This window comes from Streptomyces sp. NBC_01429 (assembly GCF_036231945.1).
Taxonomy (GTDB): domain Bacteria; phylum Actinomycetota; class Actinomycetes; order Streptomycetales; family Streptomycetaceae; genus Streptomyces.
The window spans coordinates 1,490,158-1,509,098 of the sequence record NZ_CP109599.1; the positions used below are offsets into that span (position 1 = coordinate 1,490,158).

General features: G+C 72.2%; 19 protein-coding genes. 17 read left to right on the plus strand and 2 right to left on the minus strand.

The window, feature by feature from the left end:
* The first annotated feature begins 136 nt into the window (after positions 1-136).
* The 3 genes from OG627_RS06150 to OG627_RS06160 all read left to right on the plus strand — a co-directional run bounded on the left by OG627_RS06150 (position 137) and on the right by OG627_RS06160 (position 3,515).
* Entirely contained in the window at positions 137-1,306 is a 1,170-nt protein-coding gene (locus tag OG627_RS06150; RefSeq protein WP_329062214.1) for a serine hydrolase domain-containing protein, read from the plus strand.
* Between the two features lie 724 nt (positions 1,307-2,030).
* A complete protein-coding gene (locus OG627_RS06155) occupies positions 2,031-2,948 on the plus strand; it encodes a S1 family peptidase (RefSeq protein ID WP_329062216.1) in 918 nt (305 codons plus the stop codon).
* Between the two features lie 138 nt (positions 2,949-3,086).
* Positions 3,087-3,515, plus strand: coding sequence for a VOC family protein (locus tag OG627_RS06160; RefSeq protein WP_329062218.1), 429 nt, complete (start codon positions 3,087-3,089; stop codon positions 3,513-3,515).
* Here OG627_RS06160 and OG627_RS06165 read toward each other — a convergent pair.
* Positions 3,455-4,195 carry a helix-turn-helix transcriptional regulator gene (locus OG627_RS06165; protein WP_329062220.1) on the minus strand — a complete coding sequence of 247 codons (741 nt, stop codon included), beginning with the start codon at positions 4,193-4,195 and terminating at the stop codon, positions 3,455-3,457. The genes OG627_RS06160 and OG627_RS06165 overlap by 61 nt on opposite strands.
* 38 nt (positions 4,196-4,233) lie before the next feature.
* On the minus strand, positions 4,234-5,370 hold the full coding sequence (locus OG627_RS06170) for a YihY/virulence factor BrkB family protein (RefSeq protein ID WP_329062222.1): 1,137 nt from the start codon (positions 5,368-5,370) through the stop codon (positions 4,234-4,236).
* 17 nt (positions 5,371-5,387) lie between these two features.
* Here OG627_RS06170 and OG627_RS06175 point away from each other — a divergent pair, with 17 nt between their 5' ends.
* The 14 genes from OG627_RS06175 to OG627_RS06240 all read left to right on the plus strand — a co-directional run bounded on the left by OG627_RS06175 (position 5,388) and on the right by OG627_RS06240 (position 18,927).
* Positions 5,388-7,022, plus strand: a complete 1,635-nt coding sequence (locus OG627_RS06175; protein ID WP_329062224.1) for an acyl-CoA dehydrogenase family protein — start codon at positions 5,388-5,390, stop codon at positions 7,020-7,022.
* A 174-nt stretch (positions 7,023-7,196) separates the two neighbouring features.
* Positions 7,197-8,510, plus strand: a complete 1,314-nt coding sequence (locus tag OG627_RS06180; protein WP_329062226.1) for a helix-turn-helix domain-containing protein — start codon at positions 7,197-7,199, stop codon at positions 8,508-8,510.
* Between the two features lie 102 nt (positions 8,511-8,612).
* Positions 8,613-9,158: a GNAT family N-acetyltransferase gene (locus OG627_RS06185; RefSeq protein WP_329062228.1), complete on the plus strand. Its 546-nt coding sequence runs from the start codon at positions 8,613-8,615 to the stop codon at positions 9,156-9,158.
* A gap of 109 nt (positions 9,159-9,267) precedes the next feature.
* Positions 9,268-9,351 carry a putative leader peptide gene (locus OG627_RS06190; protein WP_309471194.1) on the plus strand — a complete coding sequence of 28 codons (84 nt, stop codon included), beginning with the start codon at positions 9,268-9,270 and terminating at the stop codon, positions 9,349-9,351.
* A 118-nt stretch (positions 9,352-9,469) separates the two neighbouring features.
* Positions 9,470-11,167 (plus strand): nitrite/sulfite reductase, encoded by a 1,698-nt coding sequence (locus tag OG627_RS06195; protein ID WP_329062230.1) that lies wholly within the window; start codon positions 9,470-9,472, stop codon positions 11,165-11,167.
* Entirely contained in the window at positions 11,164-11,340 is a 177-nt protein-coding gene (locus OG627_RS06200) for a hypothetical protein (RefSeq protein WP_329062232.1), read from the plus strand. Before OG627_RS06195 ends, OG627_RS06200 begins: the two co-directional genes overlap by 4 nt.
* Positions 11,337-12,035 (plus strand): phosphoadenylyl-sulfate reductase, encoded by a 699-nt coding sequence (locus OG627_RS06205; RefSeq protein ID WP_329062234.1) that lies wholly within the window; start codon positions 11,337-11,339, stop codon positions 12,033-12,035. Before OG627_RS06200 ends, OG627_RS06205 begins: the two co-directional genes overlap by 4 nt.
* Before the next feature lie 23 nt (positions 12,036-12,058).
* Positions 12,059-12,604 (plus strand): adenylyl-sulfate kinase, encoded by a 546-nt coding sequence (cysC, locus tag OG627_RS06210; protein WP_329062235.1) that lies wholly within the window; start codon positions 12,059-12,061, stop codon positions 12,602-12,604.
* Positions 12,601-13,539: a sulfate adenylyltransferase subunit CysD gene (gene cysD / locus OG627_RS06215; RefSeq protein WP_329062237.1), complete on the plus strand. Its 939-nt coding sequence runs from the start codon at positions 12,601-12,603 to the stop codon at positions 13,537-13,539. The genes cysC and cysD overlap by 4 nt, the downstream gene beginning before the upstream one ends.
* A 2-nt stretch (positions 13,540-13,541) precedes the next feature.
* Positions 13,542-14,900 carry a sulfate adenylyltransferase subunit 1 gene (locus OG627_RS06220; protein ID WP_329062239.1) on the plus strand — a complete coding sequence of 453 codons (1,359 nt, stop codon included), beginning with the start codon at positions 13,542-13,544 and terminating at the stop codon, positions 14,898-14,900.
* Between the two features lie 261 nt (positions 14,901-15,161).
* On the plus strand, positions 15,162-16,277 hold the full coding sequence (locus tag OG627_RS06225; RefSeq protein ID WP_329062241.1) for an aliphatic sulfonate ABC transporter substrate-binding protein: 1,116 nt from the start codon (positions 15,162-15,164) through the stop codon (positions 16,275-16,277).
* 58 nt (positions 16,278-16,335) lie between these two features.
* On the plus strand, positions 16,336-17,136 hold the full coding sequence (locus OG627_RS06230) for an ABC transporter ATP-binding protein (RefSeq protein ID WP_329062244.1): 801 nt from the start codon (positions 16,336-16,338) through the stop codon (positions 17,134-17,136).
* Complete coding sequence (locus OG627_RS06235) at positions 17,123-18,076, plus strand: ABC transporter permease (RefSeq protein WP_443073421.1); 954 nt, start codon at positions 17,123-17,125, stop codon at positions 18,074-18,076. Before OG627_RS06230 ends, OG627_RS06235 begins: the two co-directional genes overlap by 14 nt.
* 5 nt (positions 18,077-18,081) lie before the next feature.
* Complete coding sequence (locus OG627_RS06240; protein ID WP_329062246.1) at positions 18,082-18,927, plus strand: sirohydrochlorin chelatase; 846 nt, start codon at positions 18,082-18,084, stop codon at positions 18,925-18,927.
* Positions 18,928-18,941: the final 14 nt, after the last annotated feature.

Here is an 18,941-nt window from a genome sequence, read left to right on the forward strand (position 1 = left end):
CCGACAAGCCCCCGTCGGCCGCCGCCCGGCCCGGCGCCGTCCAGCACCTTCCACACCCCTCCGACCAGTCGGTATGTTGCCCGGGAGCCGGATCTCAGCGGGCCCACCGGGTCCGACCGGGGTGAGGGAGGGGTCCATGACACGACTCGTACCGCGGATCGAGGGGGAGTGCGCCGAACGGTTCGCCGCCGTACGCGCCACGTTCGAGCGGAACTTCCGGGAGCACGACGAACTCGGCGCCGCCGTGGCCGTGACCGTGGGCGGCGAGACGGTGGTCGACCTGTGGGGCGGCTGGGCCGACGCCGCGCGCACCAGACCCTGGCAGCGGGACACCGTGGTCAATGTGTGGTCCACGACCAAGGGGGCGACGGCCCTGTGCGCGCACCTGCTGATCGACCGCGGGCTCCTCGACCCGGACGCGCCGGTCGCCGCGTACTGGCCGGAGTTCGCGGCGGCGGGCAAGGAGGGCGTGCGCGTACGGGAGTTGCTCGCGCACCGCGCGGGGCTGGCCGGGCTGCGCGAGCCGCACACGGTCGAGCAGCTCTACGACTGGGAGCTGACCACGTCGCGGCTCGCCGCCATGGAGCCCTGGTGGGAGCCCGGCACCCGGTCCGGCTACCACCCGATCACCTACGGCTTCCTGGTCGGTGAGGTGGTCCGGCGCATCACCGGTCTGCCGCCCGGCGCGTTTCTGCGCCAGGAGGTGACGGAACCGCTCGCCATCGACTTCACCATCGGACTGCCGGAGAAGGAGGCCCACCGCGCCGCCGAGCTGGTGCCGCCCGTCACCCCGCCCTCGGACGCCGGGACAGCCGCCCTGTCGGCCCAGGCGCCGCCCGTGGCACTGGCGGCCATGACCAATCCCGTGCTCACCCCCGATATCGCCAACAGCGCCGCGTGGCGGGCCGCCGAGATCCCGGCCGCGAACGGCCACGGCACGGCCCGCGCGGTCGCCGCGCTGTACGGGATCTTCGCCGGGCGCGGCCGGTACGGCGAGCACCGCGTGCTCTCGGCGGAGACCGTGGAGCGGGTGCGGGAGGGCCAGGGCCGCGGCCGGGACCTGGTGCTGGGTCCCGGCTTCGCGCACGAGACGGAGGCGGGTCTCGGGCTCTGGCTGAGCGGCGAGAACCGTTCGTACGGGCCCAATCCGAGGGCGTTCGGGCACGATGGCGCCGGCGGTTCCTGCGGGCTGGCCGACCCGGAGGCGGGCGTCAGCCTGGGGTACGTCATGAACCGGATGGGGTCGAGGATCGCGGACGATCCGCGCCGGACGGCGCTGACCGACGCGGTGTACGGCGCGCTGTAGCGGCCTGGCCCGGCGCGCGCCGACAGCGGCGCCCCTCCCCCACCGGCGCGCGCCGGTCCCTCCCCGGCACTCCAGCGGCACTCCCCCGGCACACCTCGCACAGCACACGCCACACAGGCCACGCAAGAGCGCCCCTCCGGTCGAATCCGGGGGCGACGTGGCGTCAATCCGCCCCCTCCCCTGCTCCGTTACGGCGATATTCAGCCATGATCAACACGAGCGCATTTCGGGGTTACCTCGCACATGCGGACGAGTGTCGCGCGTAGACCTGGGACCCATCACCCACCCTTCACCGGATATCGAACTCACTGCGTCATACACCCAGCACGCACCGTGGCGCATACGGATACGCGGCGCCCTCGCCAGGTGGCCGGATGACGTCAGCGGGCAATTCCCATGCTGAGCGGGTGTTCTGACACTCCCTCACCCGGCCTCTCCCCCGCCGCCCGAGGCCGCGCGGATCGCGCCCGCGGGATCACCGGCGAGGCCGACACGCCCGGGCCCCGCGGCGGTTCCGGGCAGCGATTCGCCCCGGAATCGGGGCCGTACGGGTCGCCCGGGGAGACCGGTCCAGAAGTGAACCTTGCCCGGAGGTCAAACGAAGTCAACGATTCAGTCATGCATTGACAGGTTCACGGTCAAAAACCTGACCGCGGACGGTCGCGCCTCTGTGGCCCGCTCACCCAAACGGGCCGCGTGTTTCCCCCACCCAATGGAGGATGTTGTGACCTTCAAGCGCTTCTCCCCCCTCGGCTCGGTCTCCAGACGCGTACGGCTCCTCGCCGTCACCTCCGGTCTGGTCACCGCTGTCGCGCTTGCGGCCCCCAGCGCCGTCGCCCAGCCCGCACCGGCAGCGCTCCCGTCCGCCGCCGCCCTGGCGACGGCCAGCGCCGCCGTCCAGGACACGGACATCGCCGGCACGGCCTGGTACACGGACAAGGCCACCGGCAAGGTCGTCGTCACCGTCGACAGCACCGTCACGGACGCCGAGATCGCCACGATCAAGAGCACGGTGGCCGACACCGAGGCGGGTCTGACGATCAAGCACACCGAGGGGCAGTTCAGTGAGCTGATCGCGGGCGGCCAGGCCATCTACACCGGTGGCAGCCGCTGTTCCCTCGGCTTCAACGTGCGCAGCGGCTCCACGTACTACGCGCTGACCGCCGGGCACTGCACCAACGCGGGCGCCACCTGGTACACCAACTCGTCGAGTACCGCGCTGCTCGGCTCCCGCGTCGGTTCCAGCTTCCCGGGCAACGACTACGGCCTGATCCAGCACAGCAGCTCGGCCAACTCCGAGGGCCGGGTCTACCTGTACAACGGCTCGTACCAGACCATCACCTCGGCCGCCAACCCCAGCGTCGGGCAGACCGTCCGGCGCAGCGGCTCGACCACCGGCGTCCACAGCGGCACGGTCACCGGTCTCAACGCCACCGTGAACTACGGCAGCGGCAACATCGTCACCGGCCTGATCCAGACCAACGTCTGCGCCGAGCCCGGTGACAGCGGCGGCTCGCTGTTCAACGGCACCGTCGCGTACGGCCTGACCTCGGGCGGCAGCGGCAACTGCACCTCCGGCGGCACCACGTTCTTCCAGCCGGTCGTCGCGGCCCTGAACGCGTACGGCGTCAGCCTGGCCTGACCCGCCTCTCGCTCCACCGGCGGGCCGCGCACCTGGTGCGCGGCCCGCCGCGCGTGTGTGCGCACCCGCGATCACGACCGGCGGTGACGTCCGATTCGTTCAAGACCGGGCCCGGCGCCGCTGCCTACGGTGGGGCACATGACCGACACCTCACCGACCGGCTCCCCGGCACCCACCACCCCGCGCTTCGACGCGATCGGCCTGGTCGTCTCCGACATGGCCGCCTCGCTCGCCTTCTACCGGCTGCTCGGCCTGGACGTCCCGGCGGACGCGGACGCGGCGCCGCACGCCGAGGCGGTGCTGCCCGGCGGGCTGCGCGTCCTGTTCGACACCGAGGAGACCGTACGGTCGTACGATCCCGGCTGGACCAGGCCGCAGGGCGGCGGCCGGGTCGGCCTCGCCTTCCTGTGCGGAGCACCCGCCGAGGTGGACGCCACCCACGCCTCGCTGGTCGCGGCCGGATACCGGAGCGGCATCGAGCCGTGGGACGCCGTCTGGGGGCAGCGTTACGCGGTGGTCCTGGACCCGGACGGCTGCGAGGTCTCCCTCTTCGCCAGCGCCGCGTAACCGCCGAGGGTCAGTCCGGCCAGCTCACGCACCTCCCGCGCGAGGTGCGCCTGGTCGGCGCAGCCCGCGCCGAGCGCGGCCTCGGCGTACGGCACGCCGCGCCGTACGAGGGCCAGCGCGCGCTGGAGCCGCAGGACCCGGGCCAGCGTCTTGGGCCCGTAGCCGAAGGCGTCCAAGGCGCGGCGGTGCAGCTGGCGGGGGCTCAGGCCGACGGCGTCGGCGGTCGCTGCGACCGTACGGCCCGCGTCGAGCGCGCCGACGACCGCGCGCGGCAGCGGATCGGGCGGCCCGGCCCCGGCGGCCAGGCCGAGGGCGACATCCTCCAGGACGGCCGCCGGGTCGGGGGCCGCGGCCAGCCGCGCGGTGAGCCGGCCCACCTCGGCCGGGGACCACAGATCGGCCGTCTCCACCCGCAGGTCGCGCAGTTCGCGCGCCGGAACGCCGAGCAGCGCGGGCGCGGTCCCGGGCGCGAAGCGCACTCCGGCGCAGTAGCGCGTGCTCGGTCCCCGCGGGATGTGCGCGCGGGTGTCGGGCCCGGCGACCAGGAGCCGGCCGCCGGTCCAGAGCAGATCCATGCAGCCGTCGGGAAGGACGGGGTACGGGTCGGAGCGGTCGCCGGGCGTGCCGGTACGGGTCCACACGACCGCGCCGTCCAGTCGTGCCGCCCGTTCCTCGTACATGCCCTCAAGGCTACGCGCGGCGCGCCGGCCGCGGCGCGCTACGGTGCGTCGCGGTGGTCGCGGCCCGTGATGCGGGACTTCACGTCGTCCGGCGGCAGGAACCGGGACCAGCGCTCGGGGAACTCCGAGGGCATGTCCGGATCGGTGACGTCGTCGTCCTGCGGGCCGTCCGGGGCGTCGTCCGAGAAGGACACGCGGGCCACCGTCTCCGCCGCCTGGGCCGCGCGCTGCCGGTCGTTGGCGGCGCGCGCCGCCGCGGTGGCGACCGACGGCCAGACCCGGTCGATGGCGGCGTTGACGGCGGCGCCCACCAGGACGGCGAAGGCGGAGACGCCTATCCACAGCAGCACCGCGATGGGCGCGGCGAGGGAGCCGTAGATGGTGGGGCCCTCGACGGTGCTGGTGAGATAGATCCGCAGCAGGAAGCTGCCGAGCACCCACATGCCCAGGGCGACCAGCGCGCCGGGCACGTCCTCGACCCAGGGCGAGCGGGCCGGTACGGACACGTGGTAGAGGGTGGTGAGGAAGGCGATGGACAGCAGGATCACCACCGGCCAGTACAGGACGCTGACGACCTCCGTGCCCCACGGGATCAGCTCCACGACCCGGTCGGGGCCGACCACCGCCAGCGGCAGGACCACGGCGCCGATCAGGAGCGCCACGATGTAGAGCAGGAAGGCGAGGAGCCGGGTGGCGACGATGCCGCGCTGCCCGTCGAGCCCGTACATCACCGTGATGGTGTCGACGAAGACGTTGACCGCGCGGGAGCCCGACCACAGGGCGATGGCGAAGCCGAGCGAGATCACATCGGGCCGGCCGCCCTCGGTGATGTCGTCGAGCAGCGGTTTGGCGATCTGGTTGACGCCCCGGTCGGAGAGCACCGTGCCGACGGCGGCGAGGATGTTCCTCTCGAAGGAGGCGACCGTGGCGGTGCTGGTCCAGTCGTCCACGTAGCCGAGGAGACCGATCAGTCCGAGCAGCAGCGGCGGGAGCGAGAGCAGCGTGAAGAACGCCGCCTCCGCCGCCAGTCCCAGGATGCGGTACTCGACGCACGAGTTGACCGTGTCCTTGAGCAGCAGCCAGGCCATCTTCCGTTTCGAGACGTTGCGGTAGAGGACTCTGGCCCGGTGGAGTCGACCCGCTGGCCGCTCGGGTGTTTCTTTTGCTGCCTGCACCTCCTTACCGTATCGGCATGGCAGCCAGCACCCACACAGTGACCAACCAGGTACCTCCGCTGGTCGGATACGACGTTTTCGGTACGGACCGGGCCCTCGCCGAGGGTGTGGAGCGGCACAGCGCGCCCGGGCTGCTCGACGCGACCCGGGCGGAGCTGACCGGGCTCGGCCGCGCCGCCGGCTCCTTCGAGGTACAGGAGTGGGGCAGGCGGGCCAATGAGCACCCGCCGGTCCTGCGCACCCACGACCGCTACGGGAACCGGATCGACGAGGTCGAGTTCCATCCCGACTGGCACCGGCTGCTCGACCGGGCGGTCGGCGCCGGGCTGACCGACGCGTGGGGCAGGCCCGACGGCCATCTGCGGCGCGCGGCCGGTTTCTTCGTGTGGACGCAGGCGGAGGCCGGGAACGGCTGCCCGCTGTCGATGACGCACGCCGCGGTGCCCGCGCTGCGCGCCGATCCGGCGCTGGCGGCGCGGTGGGAGCCGAGACTGACCTCCCACCGGTACGAGCCGGGGCTGCGGCCGGCGGCCGGGAAGGCCGGCGCGCTGTTCGGGATGGGGATGACGGAGAAGCAGGGCGGCAGTGACGTACGGGCCAACACGACGGCCGCCAGGCCGCTGGACGCGGCGGGCGAGTACCTGCTGACCGGGCACAAGTGGTTCTGTTCCGCGCCGATGTGCGACGGATTCCTGGTGCTGGCGCAGGCCCCGGGCGGTCTGACGTGTTTCCTCGTGCCGCGCGTGCTGGCGGACGGGACGCGCAACGTCTTCCGGCTCCAGCGGCTCAAGGACAAGCTGGGCAACCGTTCCAACGCCTCCGCCGAGGTCGAGTTCGAGGACACCTGGGCGCGCCGGGTCGGCGAGGAGGGCCGCGGGGTGCGCACCATCATCGAGATGGTGGCCGCCACCCGGCTCGACTGTGTGCTGGGGTCGGCCGCGCTGATGCGGCAGTCGGTGGCACAGGCGGTGCACCACGCCACCTACCGGGGCGCGTTCGGCGGGGAGCTGATCGACAAGCCGCTGATGCGCAACGTGCTGGCGGATCTGGCGCTGGAGTCGGAGGCGGCGACGACGCTGGCGCTGCGGCTCGCGGCGGCCTACGACGCGGACACCGAGCAGGACCGGGCGTTTCTGCGGCTCGCGGTGCCCGCCGCCAAGTACTGGGTGACCAAGCGGTGCACGCCGGTGACCGCCGAGGCCCTGGAGTGTCTGGGCGGCAACGGGTACGTGGAGGAGTCCGGCATGCCGAGGCTGCTGCGCGAGTCGCCGCTCAATTCGATCTGGGAGGGCTCGGGCAATGTGCAGGCCCTGGACGTCCTGCGGGCGCTCCAGCGGGAGCCGGCGGCGCTGAACGCCTTCCTCCAGGAGGTCGGCGCGGCGCGCGGCGCCGATCACCGGCTGGACGGCGCGATCAAGGGGCTGCTGACCGAGCTGGCCGATCTGAGCGGCATCGAGGCGCGGGCCAGACGGCTGGTGGAGCGGATCGCGCTGGTGCTCCAGGGGTCGCTGCTGGTGCGCTGGGCGCCGCCGGAGGTGGCGGACGCGTTCTGTGCCTCCCGGCTCGGCCGGGACTGGGGTACGGCCTTCGGCACGCTGCCCCACACGCTCGATCTGGCGTCGGTCGTGGACCGGGCGCGGCCCGTCGGCTGAGACGTCCGCGGCCCCGCCCGTGCCGAGGGCCGGAGGTGGCCAGGGGTGGCGCCGCGCCGACACGGCGCCACCCCTGACTCACAGTCACTTTCAGGCACCGGCCTGCCGTTTACCAGAGTTGCAGGCCGTTGCAGGAGAACCGTTACCGCACCGCTGATTCACAGGGGAACCCCGATGAAGGACACACCGCTGAAGAATCCTCCGCTCGACCTGACCACGCTCATGGCCATGGACCACGCGCAGGCCGGCCGGCTGCTCCACCAGGTGCACAGCGCCGCCCTCGCGGGCGAGCGGCCGCCGGTGGCGCCGCGGCCGTTGATCGAGGCGTCCTGGCAGCGCATGCTGCGCCTGGGGCTCGACCCCGGCCGGCCGACCGGCGGCGACACGGTGCTGGAGCCGGACGAGCTGGAGCACCGGCGCCGTACCTCCTCGCTCGGTGAGGCGTTACACATGATCAGCGAGTCCCTCGGCGGGATCATCGACGCGTCGCTCCAGATCATGGTGGTCAGCGACGGCGAGGGCCGGGTGCTGTGGCGTGAGGGGAACCTCGGCGTGCTGCGCCGGGCCAGCGGTATCCGGCTGGAGGAGGGGGCCGCCTGGTCCGAGCAGACCACCGGGACCAATGCCATCGGTACGGCGCTGGTGACGCGCCGGCCGGTACGGGTGCACTCCGCCGAGCACTTCGCGCACGCGCTGCACTCCTGGACCTGCGCGGCGGCCCCCGTCCACGATCCGCGCGACGGCCGGCTGCTGGGCGTGATCGATGTGAGCGGGCCCGCGCGCGGCTTCCATCCGACGACCCTGGCGCTGGTCAGCTCGGTCGCCAGGATCGCCGAGAGCGAGATGCGCGAGCGGCACGGGCGGGCCCTGGACCGGCTCCGTTCGGTGGCCTCGCCGATCATGTGCCGGCTGGGCGGGCGCGCCCTCGCCGTCGACACGCACGGCTGGACGGCGGCGGTCACGGGGATGGCGCCGGTGGACCGGCTGCCGCTGCCGAAGTCGTTCCGGGCGGGCCGGGTCTGGCAGCCGTCGCTGGGCATGTGCACGGTCGAGCCGCTGCCCGGCGGCTGGCTGATACAGGTGCACGACGATCCGGGGCAGCCGCCGAGCGAGCCCGCCAGCCGGGTCGTGCTGGACCTCAGCCGCCCCCGGCGCTGGTCGGTGGCCGTGTCCGGTTCCGCGGGCAGCTGGACCCAGGAGCTGACCCCGCGCCACGCCGAGCTGCTCTATGTGCTGGCCGTGCACCGGGACGGCCGCAGCGCGGCGCAGCTGGCCGCCGACGTCTTCGGCGATCCGACCCGTACGGTGACGGTCCGGGCCGAGATGTCGCGGGTGCGGCGCCATCTGTCGGGTGTGCTGGCGCACCGTCCCTACCGCTTCAGCGAGGAGGTCGAGGTGGAGGTGGTCGGCCCGGACGACCCGGCCCTGCTGCTGCCCCACTCGACGGCCCCGGCGGTGCTGAGCGCGCGGCAGCCGCCGTACCCATGACGACGGGGCGGCCGGCGGCCGTCACCGGCGGGGGCCGCGGGACGCCGGGTCCGTCGCGTACCGGCTTGGAGCGCGGAGCGGACACGTGTTCTCCTGACCCGCATGAGCATCACCGTGACCACGTGGTCCCTGGAGCAGACCTCCCCCGCCGATCTGCGGCCCGCCGCGACGGTGCCGGACGAGGTGCGGATCGTACGGGCCGAGGTGCCCTCGCCGGAGTTCAGCCGGTTCCTGTACGCGTCGGTGGGCGCCGACGTGAGCTGGACGGACCGGAACGCGCTGACGCGGGAGCAGTGGCGCCAGGCGCTGGAGCGGCCGGGCGTCGAGACCTGGGTGGCGTACGAGAGGGGCACGCCGGCCGGGTATCTGGAGCTAACGGCGCAGCCGGGCGCCACGGTCGAGATCGTCTACTTCGGCCTGCTGCCCGCCTTCCGCGGCCGGCGCATCGGCGGTCATCTGCTGTCGTACGGCGCGGCCCGCGCCTGGGACCTGGCCGAGCGCTGGCCGGGTCTCACCCCGACCAAGCGGGTCTGGCTGCACACTTGCTCCAAGGACGGCCCGCACGCCATGGACAACTATCTGCGCCGGGGATTCCGGCTCTTCGACACCAGGACCGAGCCGGAGACCGACTGGGGAGCGCGGCCCTAAACCCCAGCCTGCCGTGACGGACACCACAACGTCCCACCAACTGAGACGATCGAGTCCACATGCTGGAAGGTAGTGGACTGCCCCGAGATCTGCGTGACACGCTTCCGTCATGTCCAGAGCTGGAATTGCCTTGGTGAGTCGGCGCCACGTCGACCTCGGCCGTATGTCCAGCGCCATCTGTCCGGCGGGCTGAGAGTCCCAGCGCCCCCGCGATTCCCCGTCCCACCTGTCCCTGCCGCGCACTGTCGCGCCCTCGCGCGCGTGTGCGGTTCAGAGCCGCCCTCCTGCATGTCTCGAAGGACGTATTCGTCATGGCCGCCACCCCGGAAAAGCCGTCCACCCCCACGCCCCGCCGCAAGGTGAGCCGTCACCGCGGCGAGGGCCAGTGGGCCGTGGGTCACTTCACTCCGCTCAACGGCAACGAGCAGTTCAAGAAGGACGACGACGGTCTCAACGTCCGGGCACGGATCGAGACGGTCTACTCCAAGGCGGGGTTCGACTCGATCGACCCCAACGATCTGCGCGGCCGGATGCGCTGGTGGGGGCTGTACACCCAGCGCAAGCCCGGGATCGACGGCGGCAAGACCGCGATCCTTGAGCCGGAGGAGCTGGACGACGAGTACTTCATGCTGCGGGTACGGATCGACGGCGGGCGGCTGACCACCGAGCAGCTGCGCGTCATCGGCGAGATCTCGCAGGAGTTCGCGCGCGGCACGGCGGACATCACCGACCGGCAGAACGTCCAGTACCACTGGATCCGGATCGAGGACGTGCCGGAGATCTGGCGGCGCCTCGAAGAGGTCGGGCTCTCCACCACCGAGGCGTGCGGCGACACGCCCCGGGTGATCCTCGGCTCGCCCGTCGCGGGCATCGCCGAGGACGAGATCATCGACGGCACCCCCGCCGTGGACGAGATCTACCGCCGGATCGTCGGCAACCCCGACTTCTCGAACCTGCCGCGCAAGTTCAAGTCGGCCATCTCGGGATCGCCCTCGCTGGACGTGGCGCACGAGATCAACGACATCGCGTTCGTCGGGGTGAACCACCCCGAGCACGGCCCCGGCTTCGACCTGTGGGTCGGCGGCGGGCTCTCCACCAACCCCAAGATCGGCCAGCGGCTCGGCGCGTGGGTGCCGCTGGACGAGATCCCGGACGTCTACACCGGTGTGATCTCGATCTTCCGCGACTACGGCTACCGCAGGCTGCGCACCCGCGCCCGGCTGAAGTTCCTGCTCGCCGACTGGGGTCCGGAGAAGTTCCGCCGGATCCTGGAGGACGAGTACCTGGAGCGCAAGCTGATCGACGGGCCCGCCCCCGAGCAGCCCGTACACCGCTGGCGCGACCACGTCGGGGTGCACCGGCAGCGGGACGGGCGCTACTACGTCGGCTTCGCGCCGCGCGTCGGCCGGGTGGACGGCACCACGCTGACGAAGATCGCCGAGCTGGCGCACGCGCACGGCTCGGGGCGGCTGCGCACCACCGCCGAGCAGAAGATGATCGTCCTCGATGTGACCGAGGACCGGATCGACTCGCTCGTGGCCGGTCTCGAAGCGCTGGACCTGCGGGTCAACCCGTCGCCGTTCCGGCGCGGCACCATGGCCTGCACCGGCATCGAGTTCTGCAAGCTGGCCATCGTGGAGACCAAGCGGCGCGGCGCCACGCTCATCGACGAACTGGAGCGCCGCATCCCGGAGTTCGACGAGCCGATCACCATCAACCTCAACGGCTGCCCCAACGCCTGCGCCCGGATCCAGACGGCGGACATCGGTCTCAAGGGCCAGCTGATGCTGGACAAGGACGGCAACCAGGTCGAGGGCTTCCAGGTGCACCTGGGCGGCGCGCTCGGTCTTGAGGCCGGATTCGGCCGCAAGGTCCGCGGGCTCAAGGTCACCTCCGAGGAGCTGCCCGACTACGTCGAGCGCGTGCTCGGCCGCTTCCAGAAGGAGCGCGAGGACGGCGAGCGCTTCGCCACCTGGGCGGCGCGCGCCGGCGAAGAGGCACTGTCATGAGCGAGCGCGCCGCACCCTTCTACTGCCCGTACTGCGGCGACGAGGACCTGCGTCCCAACGAGCAGGGTCACGGCGCCTGGGAATGCGCGGCATGCAATCGCGCATTCCAGTTGAAGTTCCTCGGGTTGCTGACCCGGGGGCTCCAGCGGAGTGACGGAGGGGAAGAGATATGACGGCACTGACGGAGACCGACGATCCCAGGGCACTCGCCGAGCGCGCCGGCCGCGAGCTGGAGGACGCCACGGCGCCGGAGATCCTCACCTGGGCGACGGACACCTTCGGCGCGAGGTTCTGCGTCACCTCCTCGATGGAGGACGCGGTGGTCGCCCACCTCGCCTCCCGGGTACGCCCCGGTGTCGACGTGGTCTTCCTCGACACCGGCTACCACTTCCCCGAGACCATCGGCACCCGGGACGCCGTCGACGCCGTGATGGACGTCAACGTCATCACGCTGACGCCGACGCGCACCGTCGCCGAGCAGGACGCCGAGCACGGCCCGAAGCTGCACGACCGCGACCCCGACCTGTGCTGCGCCCTGCGCAAGCTCCAGCCCCTCGAAACGGGGCTGAGCGGCTACGACGCCTGGGCCACCGGGCTGCGCCGCGACGAGTCCCCGACCCGGGCCGGCACCCCCGTGGTCGGCTGGGACGCGAAGCGCCGCAAGGTCAAGGTCTCGCCGATCGCCCGCTGGACCCAGGACGACGTGGACGCCTACGTCGCCGAGCACGGCGTGCTCACCAACCCGCTGCTGACGGACGGTTACGCCTCGGTGGGCTGCGCTCCCTGCACCCGCCGGGTCCTGGCGGGCGAGGACGCGCGCGCCGGCCGCTGGGCCGGCCGGACCAAGACGGAATGCGGGCTGCATTGATGACGGACCATCAGGAGGAATCCTTGAACGTGGCGGAGCAGGGCGCCACCGTCTGGCTCACCGGTCTGCCCAGCGCCGGCAAGACGACCATCGCGACCGCGCTGGCCGACCGGCTCCGTGCCGAGGGCCACCGCGTCGAGGTGCTCGACGGCGACGAGATCCGGGAGTTCCTCTCCGCGGGCCTCGGCTTCAGCCGCGAGGACCGGCTCACCAACGTGACGCGGATCGGCTTCGTCGCCGAGCTGCTCGCCTCGAACGGCGTCAAGGCGCTGGTCCCGGTGATCGCCCCGTACGCGGACAGCCGCGAAGCCGTGCGCAAGCACCACGAGACCGCCGCCACCCGGTATCTGGAAGTCCATGTGGCCACACCGGTCGAGGTGTGCTCGGTACGCGATGTGAAGGGGCTGTACGCCAAGCATGCGGCCGGTGAACTCTCCGGGCTGACCGGGGTCGACGACCCCTACGAGGCGCCGGAGAGGCCCGATCTGCGGATCGAGTCGCACACCCAGTCCGTGCAGGAGTCCGCCGGCGCGCTTCACGCGCTGCTCACCGAGAGGGGTCTCGCGTGACCACCACCGTCGCAGCCGTCACCGAGGGCACGAGCGCCCCGTACGCGCTGAGCCACCTGGACTCGCTGGAGTCGGAGGCCGTGCACATCTTCCGCGAGGTGGCGGGCGAGTTCGAGCGGCCGGTGATCCTCTTCTCCGGCGGCAAGGACTCCATCGTCATGCTGCATCTGGCGCTCAAGGCGTTCGCGCCCGCGCCGGTGCCGTTCACCCTGCTGCACGTGGACACCGGCCACAACTTCCCCGAGGTGCTGGAGTACCGCGACCGCACGGTGGAGCGGCACGGACTGCGGCTGCACGTCGCCTCCGTACAGGAGTACATCGACGCCGGGAAGCTGCGCGAGCGGCCCGACGGCACGCGCAACCCGCTCCAGACCGTGCCGCTGACCGAGAAGATCCAGGCCGAGCGGTTCGACGCGGTCTTCGGCGGCGGGCGGCGCGACGAGGAGAAGGCGCGCGCCAAGGAGCGGGTGTTCTCGCTGCGGGACGAGTTCTCCCAGTGGGACCCGCGCCGCCAGCGGCCCGAACTGTGGCAGCTCTACAACGGCCGGCACGCCCCCGGCGAACACGTCCGCGTCTTCCCGCTCTCCAACTGGACCGAGCTGGACGTGTGGCAGTACATCGCCCGCGAGGGGATCGAGCTGCCGGAGATCTACTTCGCCCATGAGCGCGAGGTGTTCAGCCGCAGCGGCATGTGGCTGACCGCCGGTGACTGGGGCGGCCCCAAGGACGGCGAGAGCGTCGAGACGCGCCTGGTGCGCTACCGCACGGTCGGCGACATGTCCTGCACGGGGGCCGTCGACTCCGACGCCACCACCCTCGACGCGGTGATCACCGAGATCGCCGCCTCCCGGCTCACCGAGCGCGGCGCGACCCGCGCCGACGACAAGATGTCCGAGGCCGCGATGGAAGACCGCAAACGCGAAGGGTACTTCTAGCCATGCCGAGCACTCACACGGACGACGCCACGCGGCTCGCCGAGCCCACCCTGCTGCGCTTCGCCACCGCGGGCTCGGTGGACGACGGGAAGTCCACCCTGGTGGGCCGGCTGCTGCACGACTCGAAGTCGGTCCTCACCGACCAGCTCGAAGCCGTCGAGCGCGCCTCGCTGAGCCGCGGCCAGGAGGCACCCGACCTGGCGCTGCTCACGGACGGGCTGCGGGCCGAGCGCGAGCAGGGCATCACCATCGACGTCGCCTACCGCTACTTCGCCACGCCCCGGCGGCGGTTCATCCTCGCCGACACCCCGGGCCATGTGCAGTACACCCGCAACATGGTGACGGGCGCCTCCACCGCGGAGCTGGCCGTCGTGCTCGTGGACGCCCGCAACGGAGTGGTGGAGCAGACCCGCCGCCATGCCGCCGTCGCCGCCCTGCTGCGCGTCCCGCATGTCGTCCTCGCCGTCAACAAGATGGACCTGGTGGAGTACGCGGAGCCGGTGTTCGCCGCCATCGCGAAGGAGTTCACCGCGTACGCGGCCTCCCTCGGCGTGCCGGAGATCACCGCGATCCCGATCTCCGCACTCGCCGGGGACAACGTCGTGGAGCCCTCCGCGCACATGGACTGGTACGGCGGCCCCACCGTCCTCGAACACCTGGAGACGGTCCCGGTCAGCCACGACCTGGCCACCTGCCACGCCCGGCTGCCCGTGCAGTACGTCATCCGGCCGCAGAGCGCCGAACACCCCGACTACCGGGGGTACGCGGGCCAGATCGCGGCCGGTGCGTTCCGGGTCGGCGAGGAGGTGACCGTACTGCCCTCCGGCCGTACGTCGAAGGTCGCCGGGATCGACCTGCTGGGCAAGGCCGTGGACACGGCCTGGACCCCGCAGTCCGTGACGCTGCTCCTCGACGACGACATCGACATCTCGCGCGGCGACCTGATCGTGCCCTCCGGGGACGCGCCCACGACCAGCCAGGACATCGAGGCGACCGTCTGCCACGTCGCGGACCAGCCGCTGAACGTGGGCCAGCGGGTGCTGCTCAAGCACACCACCCGTACGGTCAAGGCGATCGTCAAGGACATCCCGTCCCGGCTCACCCTGGACGACCTGTCCCAGCACCCGGCCCCCGGGAAGCTCGTCGCCAATGACATCGGCCGCGTGGTGGTCCGTACGGCGGAGCCGCTCGCGCTCGACGCGTACGCCGACTCGCGCCGTACCGGATCGTTCCTGCTCATCGACCCCGCCGACGGCACCACGCTGACCGCAGGCATGGCGGGCGCGGCCTTCTCGGACTCCGCGGCCCCGGCCGAGGAGCCGGCCGCTCCGGCCGACGACGACCAGGGCTGGGACTTCTGATGTCCTCGGCCGTGTACGACATGTACGGCACGTTCGCGAAGGAGGGCGGCCGGGTGGGCAGCGGCGCCCTCGGCGCGGGAACGGGCGGGGTGGCGCGATGTGCGCGATGACGTACGCGCACCGCTCGCGCGCCAGCACGCACCACCAGCCCCACCCGTACCACCCGCTCGACGACAGTCGTCGAAGATCTGCCGCTCTCCCGGCCACGCCCCCGTATCCGTTCAGGGCGTGAGCACCGGGCCAACGAGAGGAACCCCTCCCGTGCCTGCCTCCCGCACCACCACCCGCCGCCGCGTGGCCGCCGTCGCCGCCCTGCCCCTGCTCGCCGTCGTGCTCTCCTCCTGCGGCTACGGCTCCGAGAAGACGGCCTCCAGCGAGGCGACCGGAGTGGCGACGGGCGCGAAGAAGACCGACGGGCTCGACACCGTCCGTATCGGCTACTTCCCCAACCTCACCCACGCCACCGCCCTGGTCGGGGTCCAGAAGGGCCTGTTCCAGAAGGAGCTGGGCGGGACGAAGGTGGTCGGCTCGACCTTCAACGCGGGCCCGTCCGAGATAGAGGCGCTCAACGCGGGCAGCATCGACATCGGCTTCATAGGCCCCTCCCCCTCGATCAACGGCTTCACCCAGACCGGCGGCAAGAGCCTGCGCATCATCGGCGGCTCCGCGTCGGGCGGGGTGAAGCTGGTGGTCAACCCGAAGAAGATCAGGACCCTGGACGACGTCAAGGGCAAGAAGATCGCCACCCCGCAGCTCGGCAACACCCAGGACGTGGCGTTCCTCAACTGGATCGCGGAGAAGGGCTGGAAGGTCGACGCCCAGTCCGGCAAGGGCGATGTCTCCGTCGTCCGCACGGACAACAAGATCACCCCGGACGCCTACAAGTCCGGCTCCATCGACGGCGCCTGGGTGCCGGAGCCGACCGCGTCCAAGCTGGTCGCCGAGGGCGCCAAGGAGATCCTGGACGAGGCGACGCTGTGGCCCGACAAGAAGTTCGTGATCACGAACATCATCGTGTCGCAGAAGTTCCTCAAGGAGCACCCCGCCGCCGTCGAGGCCGTCCTGCGCGGCTCGGTGAAGACGAACGCCTGGATCAACTCCCACGAGGACGAGGCGAAGGCCAGCGCCAACAAGGCCCTGGAGGGCCTCTCCGGCAAGGCGCTGCCCGCCGATGTGCTGGACCCGGCCTGGAAGTCGCTGCGGTTCACCGACGACCCGCTGGCCGCCACGCTCCGGGCCGAGGCCGACCACGCCGTGGCGGCGGGTCTGCTCAAGAAGCCGGACCTGGACGGGATCTACGACCTGAAGCCCCTGAACAAGGTCCTCAAGGCCGCCGGGGAGCCCGAGGTCTCCGACGCCGGACTCGGCGTCAAGTGACCCGTATTTCCCCGCCCGAGCCCCTGTTCCCGTAGCCCTCAGCCCCCGTTCCCAGGAGGTGACGACCGTGGCATCGATCCTCGCCAAGCCCGCCGAGTCCACGCCCGCGGTGGACCACGCCGCCCGCATCGCGCACGTCTCGAAGTCGTTCGCGACACCGGACGGACAACAGCTCGTCCTGGACGACATCACCCTCGATGTCGCGCCGGGCGAGTTCGTCACCCTCCTGGGAGCCTCGGGCTGCGGCAAGTCCACCCTGCTCAATCTGGTCGCCGGCCTCGACCGGCCGTCCGCCGGGTCCATCGACACCCCGGGCGGCCGGCCCGCCCTGATGTTCCAGGAACACGCGCTGTTCCCGTGGCTGACCGCGGGCAAGAACATCGAACTGGCCCTGCGGCTGCGCGGGGTGCCCAAGCAGGAGCGGCGCGGCGAGGCGGAGCGGCTGCTCGGTCTCGTGCGGCTGGAGGGCGCGTACGGCAAGCGGGTGCACGAGCTGTCGGGCGGGATGCGGCAGCGGGTGGCGCTGGCCCGCGCGCTCGCCCAGGACAGCAGTCTGCTGCTGATGGACGAGCCCTTCGCGGCGCTCGACGCCATCACCAGAGACGTGCTGCACGACGAACTGACCCGGATCTGGCGCGAGACGCGGCTGTCGGTGCTGTTCGTGACGCACAACGTGCGGGAGGCGGTACGGCTCGCCGAGCGCGTCGTCCTGCTGTCGTCGCGGCCCGGCCGGGTCGCCCGCGAGTGGCGGGTGGACATCCCTCAGCCGCGCCGTATCGAGGACCCCGCGGTCGCGGAGCTGTCCGTCGAGATCACCGAAGAACTGCGTGGGGAGATCCGCCGCCATGGCCAGCACTGAGACGACGGCGCCGAAGGCCCAGGGGCCGGACGGCTCCGCGCCCGGCGACTCCCGCACCGAACAGGCCGAACAGGCCGCTTCCCCCGGCGACATGGCCGGTCTGGAGGCCGGACTCGACGCGCTGAACACCGTCCAGACCCGGCGTACACCGCTGCGCCAGACCCTCACCCAGAAGGTCCTGCCGCCGGTCGTCGCCGTCGCGCTGGTGCTGGTGGTGTGGCAGGTCCTCGTCTGGGCGAAGGTCACCGACGACTACAAACTGCCGTCACCGGGCGCGGTGTGGGGCGAGTTGTCCGACGCCTGGGCCCAGGGCACCCTGCTCGGCTACATCTGGACCAGTGTCTCGCGCGGGCTGCTTGGCTTTTTGCTGGCGCTGGTGATCGGCACCCCGCTCGGACTGCTGGTCGCCCGGGTGAAGTTCGTCCGCGCGGCCATCGGCCCGATCCTGTCCGGACTCCAGTCGCTGCCGTCGGTGGCGTGGGTGCCGCCGGCCGTGATCTGGCTCGGGCTGAACGACTCCATGATGTACGCGGTCATCCTGCTCGGCGCGGTCCCCTCGATCGCCAACGGGCTGGTGTCCGGCGTCGATCAGGTGCCGCCGCTCTTCCTGCGGGCCGGCCGCACGCTCGGCGCCACCGGGCTGCGCGGGACCTGGCTCATCGTCATGCCGGCCGCCCTGCCCGGCTATCTGGCCGGTCTCAAGCAGGGCTGGGCGTTCTCCTGGCGGTCGCTGATGGCGGCCGAGATCATCGCGTCCTCGCCCGATCTGGGCGTCGGGCTCGGCCAGTTGCTGGAGAACGGCCGCACGAACAGCAGCATGTCGATGGTGTTCCTCGCCATATTCCTGATCCTGATCGTCGGCATCGCCATCGACCTGCTGATCTTCAGCCCGCTGGAGCGACGGGTGCTGCGCGGTCGCGGTCTGCTGGCGAGGAGCTGATCGCGATGCGCCTGTACGTACCCCGGCCGGTGTCCGAGCCGGTTCCGCCGGACGCCGCGCCGCCGGTGCTGCTCGTCATCGCCCACGGCAGCCGCGACCCGAGGCACGCCGCGACCGTGCAGGCCCTGACCGGCCGGCTGCGCGCGCTGCGCCCCGGACTGCGGGTGGAGGCCGCCTTCCTGGACTTCAACACCCCCTCGACGCATGGACAGTTGGACCGGCTGGCGGCGGATGACGTACGGGACGTGGTGGCCCTGCCGCTGCTGCTGACCCGGGCCTTCCACGCCAAGTCCGACATCCCGGCCGTCCTGCGCGAGGCTGCGCACCGCCACCCGCGGCTGCGGATCCGGCAGGCCGGGGTGCTCGGCCCGGCGCCGCTGCTGACCGAGGCGCTGGAGCGACGGCTGTTCGAGGCCGGGCTCACGCCCGGCGACCGGAGCTCGACCGGGGTCGTCCTGGCCTCGGCGGGCTCGTCGGACCCGGAGGCGATCGCGGTGATCGCCGGCTTCGCGCGGGAGTGGCGGCACAGCGGTTGGTGCGCCGTGCGGCCCGCGTTCGCCTCCGCGTCCCTGCCCCGCACCGAGGACGTGGTGCGGGAGCTGCGGGCGGCCCCCGGGGTACGGCGGGTCGCCGTCGCCCCGTACGTCATCGCCCCCGGGCGGCTGCCCGACCGGATCGCGGACGGCGCCCGCGCGGGCGGCGCGGACGTCCTGGCCGAGGTGCTGGGCGCGGCGCCGGAGCTGGCACGGCTGCTGCTGCGGCGGTACGAGGCGGCGGTGGCCGAGGAGCGGCCGCCTCGCGCGCGGTGGCACACGGCGAAGTGGCACGGAGCGCTGGCGCGGCCCGCGTAGCCCGGGATCCGTTC

Excerpts from the sequence above, each read along its gene's own strand:
- OG627_RS06150 (WP_329062214.1), top strand. The coding sequence starts at position 137 with ATGACACGACTCGTACCGCGGATCGAGGGGGAGTGCGCCGAACGGTTC.
- OG627_RS06160 (WP_329062218.1), top strand. The coding sequence starts at position 3,087 with ATGACCGACACCTCACCGACCGGCTCCCCGGCACCCACCACCCCGCGC.
- OG627_RS06165 (WP_329062220.1), bottom strand. The coding sequence starts at position 4,195 with ATGTACGAGGAACGGGCGGCACGACTGGACGGCGCGGTCGTGTGGACC.
- OG627_RS06175 (WP_329062224.1), top strand. The coding sequence starts at position 5,388 with ATGGCAGCCAGCACCCACACAGTGACCAACCAGGTACCTCCGCTGGTC.
- OG627_RS06180 (WP_329062226.1), top strand. The coding sequence starts at position 7,197 with ATGAAGGACACACCGCTGAAGAATCCTCCGCTCGACCTGACCACGCTC.
- OG627_RS06185 (WP_329062228.1), top strand. The coding sequence starts at position 8,613 with ATGAGCATCACCGTGACCACGTGGTCCCTGGAGCAGACCTCCCCCGCC.
- OG627_RS06190 (WP_309471194.1), top strand. The coding sequence starts at position 9,268 with ATGTCCAGAGCTGGAATTGCCTTGGTGAGTCGGCGCCACGTCGACCTC.
- OG627_RS06195 (WP_329062230.1), top strand. The coding sequence starts at position 9,470 with ATGGCCGCCACCCCGGAAAAGCCGTCCACCCCCACGCCCCGCCGCAAG.
- OG627_RS06200 (WP_329062232.1), top strand. The coding sequence starts at position 11,164 with ATGAGCGAGCGCGCCGCACCCTTCTACTGCCCGTACTGCGGCGACGAG.
- OG627_RS06205 (WP_329062234.1), top strand. The coding sequence starts at position 11,337 with ATGACGGCACTGACGGAGACCGACGATCCCAGGGCACTCGCCGAGCGC.
- OG627_RS06220 (WP_329062239.1), top strand. The coding sequence starts at position 13,542 with ATGCCGAGCACTCACACGGACGACGCCACGCGGCTCGCCGAGCCCACC.
- OG627_RS06235 (WP_443073421.1), top strand. The coding sequence starts at position 17,123 with ATGGCCAGCACTGAGACGACGGCGCCGAAGGCCCAGGGGCCGGACGGC.
- OG627_RS06240 (WP_329062246.1), top strand. The coding sequence starts at position 18,082 with ATGCGCCTGTACGTACCCCGGCCGGTGTCCGAGCCGGTTCCGCCGGAC.